Annotated in this window: 10 protein-coding genes and 1 tRNA gene; 5 read left to right on the forward strand and 6 right to left on the reverse strand. The window is 66.9% G+C overall.

The genetic code is table 11. The annotated features are described in order from the left end of the window. The first annotated feature begins 10 nt into the window (after positions 1-10). Positions 11-403, forward strand: a complete 393-nt coding sequence (gene acpS, locus BPODLACK_RS21525; protein ID WP_006437916.1) for a holo-ACP synthase AcpS — start codon at positions 11-13, stop codon at positions 401-403. A 28-nt stretch (positions 404-431) separates the two neighbouring features. Here the strand turns inward: acpS and BPODLACK_RS21530 are convergent, their stop codons facing one another. Continuing rightward, complete coding sequence (locus BPODLACK_RS21530; RefSeq protein WP_024498184.1) at positions 432-1,058, reverse strand: TetR/AcrR family transcriptional regulator; 627 nt, start codon at positions 1,056-1,058, stop codon at positions 432-434. A 9-nt stretch (positions 1,059-1,067) separates the two neighbouring features. Then, positions 1,068-1,559, reverse strand: a complete 492-nt coding sequence (gene bcp, locus BPODLACK_RS21535) for a thioredoxin-dependent thiol peroxidase (RefSeq protein WP_006437918.1) — start codon at positions 1,557-1,559, stop codon at positions 1,068-1,070. Positions 1,560-1,707: 148 nt separating this feature from the next. Here bcp and BPODLACK_RS21540 point away from each other — a divergent pair, with 148 nt between their 5' ends. The 4 genes from BPODLACK_RS21540 (at position 1,708) to BPODLACK_RS21555 (ending at position 5,165) form a co-directional block, all read left to right on the forward strand. Continuing rightward, complete coding sequence (locus BPODLACK_RS21540) at positions 1,708-1,929, forward strand: DUF3618 domain-containing protein (RefSeq protein ID WP_024498984.1); 222 nt, start codon at positions 1,708-1,710, stop codon at positions 1,927-1,929. A gap of 144 nt (positions 1,930-2,073) precedes the next feature. After that, a tRNA-Lys gene (locus BPODLACK_RS21545) sits at positions 2,074-2,146 on the forward strand. A 271-nt stretch (positions 2,147-2,417) separates the two neighbouring features. Continuing rightward, complete coding sequence (locus BPODLACK_RS21550; RefSeq protein ID WP_159406216.1) at positions 2,418-3,608, forward strand: L,D-transpeptidase; 1,191 nt, start codon at positions 2,418-2,420, stop codon at positions 3,606-3,608. A 42-nt stretch (positions 3,609-3,650) separates the two neighbouring features. Continuing rightward, entirely contained in the window at positions 3,651-5,165 is a 1,515-nt protein-coding gene (locus tag BPODLACK_RS21555; protein ID WP_159406217.1) for a DUF4185 domain-containing protein, read from the forward strand. A gap of 7 nt (positions 5,166-5,172) precedes the next feature. On the opposite strand, the gene BPODLACK_RS21560 is transcribed toward BPODLACK_RS21555, so the two are convergent. From BPODLACK_RS21560 to BPODLACK_RS21575, 4 genes are all read right to left on the reverse strand, one after another. Further along, complete coding sequence (locus BPODLACK_RS21560) at positions 5,173-7,212, reverse strand: neutral/alkaline ceramidase (RefSeq protein WP_159406218.1); 2,040 nt, start codon at positions 7,210-7,212, stop codon at positions 5,173-5,175. After that, positions 7,209-7,850, reverse strand: a complete 642-nt coding sequence (locus BPODLACK_RS21565) for a TetR/AcrR family transcriptional regulator (RefSeq protein WP_024498980.1) — start codon at positions 7,848-7,850, stop codon at positions 7,209-7,211. The genes BPODLACK_RS21560 and BPODLACK_RS21565 overlap by 4 nt, the downstream gene beginning before the upstream one ends. A gap of 33 nt (positions 7,851-7,883) precedes the next feature. Then, complete coding sequence (locus BPODLACK_RS21570; protein WP_024498979.1) at positions 7,884-9,359, reverse strand: flavin monoamine oxidase family protein; 1,476 nt, start codon at positions 9,357-9,359, stop codon at positions 7,884-7,886. Between the two features lie 385 nt (positions 9,360-9,744). Further along, the coding region (locus tag BPODLACK_RS21575; protein ID WP_159406219.1) for a DUF222 domain-containing protein at positions 9,745-10,493 on the reverse strand (749 nt) is incomplete at its 5' end.

Consider the following 10,493-nt stretch of genomic DNA (forward strand, 5'->3'; position numbering starts at 1 on the left):
GCCGGGGGAGATGAGCGTTCTCGGAGTGGGCATCGACATCGTGTCGATCCCGGAATTCGCCGAGCAGCTCCGGCAGCCGGGTACGACGTTCGCCGACCGGTTCACGGTCGGCGAGCGTCGGGACTCGGCTGCCGGAACCGGCGACGATGCACGGCATCTCGCCGCGCGCTGGGCGGCCAAGGAGGCCGTGGTGAAGGCGTGGTCGGTGAGCCGGTTCTCGCGTTCCCCGCTGTTGCCGCTGATCCGGCACAGCGACATCGAGGTGGTCACCGACACCTGGGGCCGGCCGGCGATCCGGTTGTCCGGTGAGATCGGTAATCATCTGCGCGACACCGTCGTCCACGTGTCGTTGACCCACGACGGGGACACGGCTGCGGCGGTTGCGATCCTCGAGGGCCGATAGCGCCCCGCAGAACGCGACGACCCGGGGTTCAGACCGCCGTCGACTCCTCGAGCAGCAGATAGCCGGCGAGCATGCGCTTGAGCTCGGCAACGGTCTCGTCGTGGTCGTGGCCGTCCTGCACCGAGAAACTGAGCAACGAGTACGCCGTGTGCACCAGCACCTGCGACATCATCTCGCGCCGTTCACGCTGAGAAGGCGTGAGCGGCGCGATTATTCGTGCGACCTGCTCGGCGAGGACGCGTTCGTTCTCCGACGCCGTCGCGCGGGTGGCCGGGGTCGACTGGACCGCCAGCCACACCGCACGCCGCGACGGATCGGTGCGCCACAGCGCCGCGAGGTGGTCGAGGAACTTCTCGAGAAGACTGGGCCACTCGAGCGAGGGCACCTCGCTGGCGAACGCGGTCAGCTCCTCGCGCACGTCGACGGTGTCCTGCCGGTCGAGCTCGCAGACGATGACGTATTTGTTCGCGAAGTACTGGTACAGCGTGCCGATCGGGACCTCGGCGCGGGTCGCGATCTCCTCGCAGGTCAGGGATTCGAATCCGACGTCGATCAGCAGTTCGCGGGCCGCCTCGAGCATCGCCTGGAACTTGCGCTTGCTGCGTTCCTGGGTGGGCCGCTTACGCGGCACCAGCGGCTGGGCGGACTCGGTCATCGCGATGTCTCACACGGACAGGTCGCGGCGCAGCTTGGCGACGTGCCCGGTCGCCCGGACGTTGTACTGAGCGAGGGCGATGGTCCCGTCGGTGTCGACGAGGAACGTGGAGCGGATGACACCGGTGACGGTCTTGCCATACATCTTCTTCTCGCCGAAGGCACCCCACTCGGTCAGCACCTTTTTCTCGGGGTCGCTCAGCAGCGGGAAGGTGAGTCCCTCCGCCTCGACGAACTTGGCCAGCTTGGCCGGCTTGTCGGGGGAGATGCCGAGCACCGTGAGGCCCGCATCGTCGAGCTCGGCGAGGTTGTCGCGAAAATCGCACGCCTGCTTGGTGCAACCGGGCGTCGACGCCGCCGGGTAGAAGTAGACGATGACCTTCTGGCCGGCGTAATCGGACAACGACACCGGATTCCCGTTCGCATCGGGCAGGGTGAACGCGGGAGCGCGATCACCGACGGACAAACGCTGTGCCTCCGCGGGGGGAGTGACCTCTGCCATGAGAGCCAGGCTAGTGCATGGTCACATGTCGCGAGGTGGGGATGTCGTAGCATCGAATCGCCGCCGTCTGGCGGCGATCTGGAAGTCAATGACAACGCGTGAGCAGTGACGACGCGTGACAGAGCGAGAAGCGCCGGAAGGATGCAACGTGGCCGGAGACACCGAACGTATCGAGCAGGACATCGCCAGGGCCCGTGAGGACCTTGCCAACACGCTCGACGCGCTGGCCGAACGTGCCAACCCGCAGCGCCTCGCCGACGACGCCAAATCCAAAGCGCTGGCGACGCTGCAGAAGCCCGCGGTGATGTACTCGATCGCCGGTGTGGGCGCGCTCGTGCTCGTCTTTGTGGTCCGCAAGATCGCGAGCTGATCCACGCCGCTGCCGGCCCGCCGGGAACAAGAGTCTCGACGACACGTACAAACCCGTTCCGACCAGGCGATTTCACAACTGGCGACGGTGTCCTGTAATGTTCCTTCTCGCCGCCGGGAGGCAAACCGGAGGCGAAACCGGCAAGCGCCATTAGCTCAATTGGCAGAGCAGCTGACTCTTAATCAGCGGGTTCGGGGTTCGAGTCCCTGATGGCGCACAGAGTCTCACAAAACGCCTCGCAGAAGCTGCGGGGCGTTTTGTGGTATCCCGGGTCGGCGGGACGTCGGGGTATGTGGCGTGCCGAGTTTTTCCCGGGCATCGTCGCCCGGACCGTGCAGGACACGCCGCCGAACGGACGACACAGACGGAGTTCTGCAGGCGGGTTCTCGTACACTGGTGCGAGATTCGGGACGCATTCGGCCGTCCGGTCATCGGAGTCGGTCGAGACAGGTGGGAGAGAGATGGGGATCGGTCGTTCTTCTCGACGGATGCCGCTGATCATCAGTGGTGTGCTGCTCGCGATCATCGCGCTCGTGACGTCGTGCTCACAGGAGGCGTCGTACTCCGACAACGTGACCAGCTCGAGCCTCTTCGACGACCTGCTCAAGCCCGCTGTGGACATCACCGAACTGAACAATCAGCCGCTGAGTGACAACACGGTCGGCGTGCAGCCGGGTGCCCCGATCAAGGTCACCACGAGCGAGGGCACTCTTAGTCGCGTGCTCATCACCAAGTCGGACGGGACCCCGCTCAAGGGCTCCTTCAGCGACAACGACACCGTCTGGGTCAGCAACGAGGCGCTCGGCTACAACCGCACCTACACGCTGGAGACCGACGCGGTCGGCATCGGCGGCGCGGTCACCAAGAAGGTCACCTTCACGACCAGCAGCCCCAACAACCTGACGCAGGCCTACCTGACCCCCAACCCGGGTGAGACCGTCGGCGTCGGTCAGCCGATCGCGGTGAAGTTCGACGAGCCGATCCCGAACCGTCGCGCCGCGCAGAAGGCCATCCGGGTCACCACCGATCCGCCGGTCGAGGGCGCGTTCTACTGGATCAGCGACAGCGAGGTCCGGTGGCGTCCCAAGGAGTACTGGAAGCCCGGTACCAAGGTGCGGGTCGCCGTCAACACCTACGGCATCGACCTCGGCGACGGCCTGTACGGCCAGGAGAACGTACGCACCAACTTCACGGTGGGCCGCAGGATGATCATCACCGCCGACGACAACACCAAGCAGGTTGTCTTCGAGCGTGACGGCCAGGTCATCAAGAGCATGCCGACGTCGATGGGCAAGCCGGGTGACGAGACCGACAACGGTGTCTACCTGATCGCCGACAAGCACGACCACATCATCATGGACTCGTCGACCTACGGTGTGCCGTCGACTTCGCCGAACGGCTACCGCACACCCGTCGACTATGCGACGCGGATGTCCTACAGCGGCATCTTCTTCCACTCGGCGCCGTGGTCGGTGTGGGCCCAGGGCAACACCAACACCAGCCACGGCTGCCTCAACCTCAGCCCGGAGAACGCGCTCTGGGTCATGAACAACACGCTGCGCGGCGACCCGGTGGTCGTCAAGAACACCACGGGCGGCACCCTCTCGGGCACCGACGGGCTCGGTGACTGGAACATCCCGTGGTCGGAGTGGCGCAAGGGCAACGCGGACGACTCCTGATCCATGACTCATCTGTCCGGGACCCGCTCGCCGGGATCTCGCATGGGCCTGCTGAGGAGCGGAGGGCTCCGGTGGATCGTCCCGGCCTGTGCGGTGGTGGTTGCCGGCACCGCGCTCGGGGGTTCGGTTGCAGTGGTTCACGCAGCACCGTCGATCGTGTTGCCGAGCTCGGGGTGCGAGGCGGACCTGCCACCGAAGCCGAAGAAGGGCCCGGTCGATCCGCGTGATCTGATCCCGCGCTTGCCCGACCGGTTCAGCATCCCGCTCCCGTATCCGCGAATCGTGCCGGTGCCCGAGCCGGCCCCGGAGAAGCCGGTGGTGCGCATCCCGTCGGAGAAACCGCCGAAGGATCCGTGCTCGGATCCGTGCCCGGACATCACCGACCCGCCCAAGCCGAAGCCCGGCACCGGCGGGCCCGCCCTGAGCATCGAGTTCCCGAAGATCACCTTCGATCCGGCGCCGAAGGACATCCCGGTCCCGGTGCCCAACCCGAATCCGCCGCCGGTCCCGCCACCGCCCGCGGCCATCGCCCCCGGCGTCGACGCCGGTCCGGTCGCATCCAGGCCGGCGCGTCCGCGCGTGTCCGACGTCGATCTCGTCAGCACGCTCACCGGCAAGGGTTCCACGAGCCGCACCGACAAGCGCTGGCAGATCCACGGCACCGACCTCGGGATCATGTGGGAGTCGACGCCGGGCAAGGTCGCCGTCGTCTTCGGTGACACGTTCGGCAAGGGGTTCCGTCCGCCGGGAGCCAACGGTCGGGACTGGCGCTCCAACGTGCTCGGGTTCTCGAGCGACAAGAAGCTGTCCGACGGGATGAGCATCGACACGATGATCCAGGACAGCCGATGCCACGCCGCGGAACTCCTCAGCGCACGGCGCATCGACCGCTACGAGATGACCGTCATCCCGACGTCCGGTTTCGCGGTCGGTGACCGGCAGTTCATGACCTACATGTCGGTGCGGACGTGGGGCGAGATCCCGGGGGTGTGGCTCACCAACCACGGCGGGCTCGCCTACTCCGACGACGGCGGGTCGACGTGGACGAAGGACCCGTACGCCCGATGGGACAACATCTTCGGCGTGAGCCAGTTCCAGGTGTCGTCGATGGTGCCGCAGGGCGAGTACGTGTACATGTTCGGTACGCCCAACTCGCGGATCGGCTCCGTGGGCCTGGCGCGGGTCCACCGCGATCACGTGCTGAACAAGACCGCCTACCAGTACTGGCGCGACGGAAGATGGGTTCCGGCCCGGGACGGCAATGTCGCCTCGGTGATCTTCGCCGGCCCCGCGGGCGAGGTGTCGGCCCGGTACGACGAGAAGTCGCAGCGCTGGCAGCTGACCTACCTCGATGCCTTCCGCGGGGCGATCATGTTGCGCAAGGCCCGTGAGCCACAAGGACTCTGGTCCGAGCCCTCAGAACTGGTCCACTCGTCGAAATACGCCCAGCTCTACGGCGGCTTCATGCACCCATGGTCGAGCGGTGAGGATCTGTACTTCACCATGTCGACCTGGACCGACTACAACGTCTCATTGATGCGGGCGCGCATCCGCTGACCGATGCTCAGCCGACCTCGAACGTCCGCGATGTACCGCTGATCTGCCGGATGCGCCCACCCCCGTCACGGCTGTTGCCGTTGTACTTGATCCGGTACGTTCCCGATGTCCCGGCGGGCGGTCGCCACGTGATCGTGATGCGCGAGGTGTCGGTGCTGCCGGCCGGACGTGCCCAGCGGAACTCGGTGGACCAGTCGTTGTCGTCGGCAACCGTCTTCCAGGTCCCGCCGTCGCGCCGCTGGACCTCCAGATACGTTCCGCCATGGCGGAAGTCGTTGTTGGGATGGGCGCCGACGAAGTCGACGGTCACGGTCTGCTCCGGACGGTGGGACCCGCCGGGCTGCTTCAGCACGTCGCCGTAGGCGTGACCGGCGATGGGCCGGTCGGCGGGCACCGGCGGGACCAGATCCGGCTGTAGGCCGGACTTGTCGACCGGCGCCGGACCGCGATCGAGACCCCTACCCGATGCCATGGCACCGGCGAGCTTCGCGAACTCCTGCATGTACGCCGGCAGTGTGTAACGGCCGTACTGGGTTTCGCCGCCCTCGTACTGCTGGAGGTCGTATTCCTCCGGGGTGGTGACGTACTGGGTGTAGGCGTTCGCGTAACCCTGGACGAGCACGTTGTCGATGTCGACGCGCAGTTCATCGGCGACGACCCGCCGCAGCCGGAGTCCGGCGACGACGGTCACCTCGGCCGGGACCGCGACGAGCACGAGCTCGCCGATCCGCATGATCTGCAGCGGGACCACGGACGGAATCCAGCCCGACGGCGGCATGAGTCCGAGCGGGAAGAGAATCAGCTTGGGCGCCTGCATGTCCCGCACCCACGGGGCGATCGGCGGTGTCTTGTCACCGCCGAGCGCGGTGACGAGAGGGTTGGTCATGCCCTCGACGAGGAGGGGGAGCGGCTGCTCGTAGTTGTCCTCGCTGCTGGTCGCCGCGGCGGCTGCACCCATCATCGCCGGCGTCGTCGACGCCGGTTTCCCGTCGGGTGTGAAGGTTCCGGACACCCGCACCGCGGACATGTCGACATAGCGGGTGACCGAGTCGACGCCGCCGCGCGTCATCGGACGGCTGGCGTCGAAGGCGCGTCGCCCGGCGATGTACTGGCGCTCACCGATCAGTTCGCAGTTGCGCTTGTTGTCCGTGGTCGGCCCACTCGGCGTGAACCACTTGAGGGAGAGGTTCGGCGTCATGTCACCCGAGTTCGTCTGTGGGAAAGCCGCGACGAAGCCCGGTCGGGTGCGCTCCCACAGGTAGCTGGCGTACCCCTTGTTGTCGCCGGCGATCAGCACGTTGTGGTCGGCCAGCGAGGTGCCATGGGTCGAGAACCAGGTGATGGCCCCGACGTCCTTGCCGCTGGTGTGCCGCAGGCGCAGGACGGTGACCTGCGGATCGATCGCATTGGGGAACAGCTTCTTCTCCGACGACGGGTTGGCGTCGAAGGCGACCTTGGACCGGTTCGCGCTGGCGTTGTGTAGTTCCTCGCGGCCGATGGTGATCGTACCGGGGGCCAGGTTCTCGTGCGCCCGCACGATGGCGGCGAACATACCGTTGACCTCGGCGTCGTAGGAGTTCTTCTTGAAGCCGAAGGCGGCGAGCGAATACGCGTGGTCCCAGGCGGTTCCGCCGCAGGAGGCGTGCGAATGCTGCGCGTTGAGGTTGACGTTCGCCTCGGTGTAGATCGAGCCGAAACGCTTGCTCAGCTTCTCCATCAGCCCCATGTGGTGCGACTGGAAAAGGCAGGCGATGTCGGCGGTCAGGAAGACCACGCGCTTGCCGGTCGCCTGGTCGACGATGATGTAGGCACGCGCCCAGCATCGTTGGAGAAGTCCGGCCGCGACCTGCTCGGGGTTGGAGTAGCCCATCATGCCCTGTCCGGCGACGGCACCCGTGACGTCGCCGATGCCGCAGCCGACGAGGTAGTCCGTCGAATCGGCCGGAGCCGCCGACGCCTTACCGGCCCGGCCCGTGTTCAGCGCCAGGCCGGCGCCCGCGGCGGTCACCGCCGCACCGGCGATCAGTTGTCTCCGTGTCACGTTCACGTAGTGGGTCCCTTTCCGGCGTTCTCTGGGGCGTCGACGATGTGAGTCGACAGGTTGGTGACCGTGGCGTCGGCGATGAGGTCGCAGACGGTGCGGTCGCGGATGTTGAGGTACGACAGGGTGATTCCGTCGGTGGCGGCGAGGATGAGCGGTGCCAGTTCGGTGGTGGGCCGGTCCCAGCCGGTGCCGGTGACCGTGGCGACGCCGTCGAGTGCTCCGGCGATCGCCTCGTAATACCGGAGGTACATCTGTGCGCCGAGGTCGCTCAGACCGTCGGTCTGCCTGGCGTACTGGTTGAGCGAGATCATCGCCTGCTCACGGTCGGGGTCGGCCTGCACTCCGTCGATGTAGGCAGAGAGCGCGGTCTGGAGAATCGCCAGCACGCCGGCCCGTCCCGGCAAGATGTCCTGGGTGCCCTCGCCGAGCGCCGCACCCACGGCGCTGAGCTCCTTCTCGGTTCCGTGCTCGACGAGTGCGGCGAGGAGTTCGTCACGGGTGGCGAACACGTAATGGAAGGTCGACAGCGTGACGCCGGCCTCCGCGCAGATCGCTCGCGTGGTCGCGCCGTCGACCCCGCGTCGGGCGATCACCCGAAATGCGGACTCCAGCAGTAGTTCTCGCCGTTCCTCGACAGGCATCCTCATGGTCGTGGCACCGTCACCGCAGTTGGGTCATCTGAGGTCATCGAGGATCTCGCGTGCCGCACGACGGCCCGAGCGCACCGCGCCGTCCATGTAACCGGTCCAGTGGTCCGAGGTCTCCGTCCCGGCCCAGTGGATGGGGCCGACGGGCTCGCGGAGTGCGGGGCCGTATCTGGTTAGTGTCCCCGGTCGGCTGACGGCGACCGGGCCGCCGCGCGACCACGGTTCGAGGTCCCACTTGAACACACCGTGGTCGATGAAATCCCGTGCCTCGGGACCGAAGTACTCGACGAAGTTGGCGATGCACTCCCTGACCAGCGTGGATTCGGGTGCGTGGTCGAGGCGTCGCATCGCGTCGGCCGAGATGAAGCCCATCAGGATGTGCTGGTTGTCGGCGTAGCTCTCGAAGGTGACATCGATGGGGCGTCCGGACCCGTAGACCTGCCCGGACAGACCTTTGTCCCGCCAGCACGGTCGACGGTAGATCGCCGCGAACTTGCTGACCGCACCCATCCGGTAGCCGCGGTGGATCCCGATGCGTGCGGCGGGAAGCCCTGGGCGGTAGTCGATCTGGCCGGCGATGGCGGGGGACATGGCGACGATGACACGGCGGGCGCGGTGGGTTCCGGCGTCGCCGGTGACGGTCGCGATGCCGTCGGAATACGAGATCGACCGGACGGGCGCGTGGTAGACCACGTTCGCGGCGAGCTCGCGGGCCATCCGCAGCGGGATGAGTGCGGCGCCCCCTTCGAAGAGCCGCTCCTGCGCCCCGCCGTCGGTGCTCAGGAGTCGGACGAGGGTCCCGGGATTCTGTTCGTCACCGGATGCCGCGATGTAGTTGAGGTAGTAGAGCGCGGACACCTCGTCGGGCCGGACGGACAGTGGCGCCGACATCGCGATCTGCACCAGGTCGCGCGCCGTCTGGGTGTCGGCGATCTGGTGGGTGTACTGCCCCCACGTGATCGAGTCCAGGTAGGCGGCGTTCGGGTGTTTCCACGGTTCGCCGACGGGGAATCCGGCCAGTGCATCGGCCTGCGCCCGGGCCAGGGCGGCACCCGCCTGTCCGAGGTCGGCGACGGCCGGTACCGGCAGGGCGGCGGGTACGCGCGTCGTGCCGGTGCGGCTGACGAAGATGCTGTCGCCGGCGTTGTAGGTGCGCAGGGTTCGGACGTCGTACTCGCGCGCCAGTCCGGCGATGTGACCCTGTGTCGGACCGATGAATTCGGCCCCGGCGTCGAGCGTGGCACCCAGCCTGGGCGAGGCGATGTTGTGCACGCGGCCGCCCGCGCGTTCCCGGGCTTCCAGCACGGTGACCGAGGCTCCCGCGGCTTTGAGAGCCTTCGCAGCAGCGAGTCCGGACAGTCCTGCTCCGACGACGATGACGTCGACGATCCCCGACGGTGCCGCCGATGCCCGTCCGGAACCGACGAGCGAAGCCCCCGCCACCGCGCCGGTCACCGCCAGCGTTCCGCCGAGGAAGTTCCGGCGTGAGAGGTGTGTGCTCATGTGATCCCCCGATCTCCTGGTGGCGCGAGAGTATCGACCACATGTTCAGGTCAGATGACCTGAAGTATCGAGAGAGTAACAGGGAAGTGTGAGGTGCGACACCCCGCTACACACGTAGAATCGCCACTTCCGGCACAGCGCTGCTTGGGAGTAGCGCCGGTGTGCCCGAAGTGGCGATGAAGCGGAGACTTATCTGCGCGCGCGATCATCACGGCGCGCACTCGGGCGCGGCCGCGGAATCAGGGACCGGAAATCAGTCCTTGTTGCCGGGGATTCCGACCATGAATCCGACCCCGATGATGATGCACGAGATCAGCGCGACGACGAACATGACCCAATAGGCTGGCATGTGCCTCACGGTACTGCGGGAGATGTTCGTCCGCAGCTACTCCGGGATCATTGAGGTCCAAGTACCCGCAGGTCGTGGGCACAAGGTTGCGAGGAGGATCGAGGCGAGGGTGGCTTCGGCGTCGGAGGCGTTGCGCAGGTCGATGACTTGGCGCAGGTGCAGGCGTGGCTGATCGCCGGACGCCGGGTCGGGTCCGTGGATTTCGGTGCGCACCTGTTCAAGGTGCTCGGCGAAGCGTCGGGGTATGTCGGGTCGCCGGTTGATGCGTTCGGGATTCGGAGGCGCGCCGGGTTCGGCGTTGAGCCGCCAGGCGCAACGGCCCGCGTCGGGGCCCTCGCGGACCATGCGGGTGGTGTATTGGCCGGGTTGCCCTCCGACCATCCGATTGTGTTTCGGACACGCGGGTGCGAGGTCGGTGATGTCGGTGAGTCCGCCGAGGCCCCAATCGAGTTGGGCGTGATGCATTTCCACGTGTGCTGCGGATAGGTCGCAGTCGGGTGTGGAGCAGACCTCGCCGTCGGGTCGGGCGAAGGACACCAGTCGTTGTTCGCGGGTGGCCAGGCGTTTGCCGCGTCCGAAGTACAGCGGTATCGCGGTGGCGTCTTTGAACACGGCCAGCCAGTGTTGGGCGTCGGCGGCGAGGTCGATGAGGTCGGGGATGGGGATCAAAGTGCCGGTGGCGGTGGTGGCGAACCCGGCTTCGCGGATCAGATCGTTGAGGTCGGCTTTGACGATCACCTGTATCGGCAACCCGCGGTGACTCTTGCCGAGCAGGCCGTCCTCGA

The sequence above is a fragment of the Gordonia sp. YY1 genome, from assembly GCF_009872315.1.
Lineage (GTDB): Bacteria > Actinomycetota > Actinomycetes > Mycobacteriales > Mycobacteriaceae > Gordonia > Gordonia amicalis.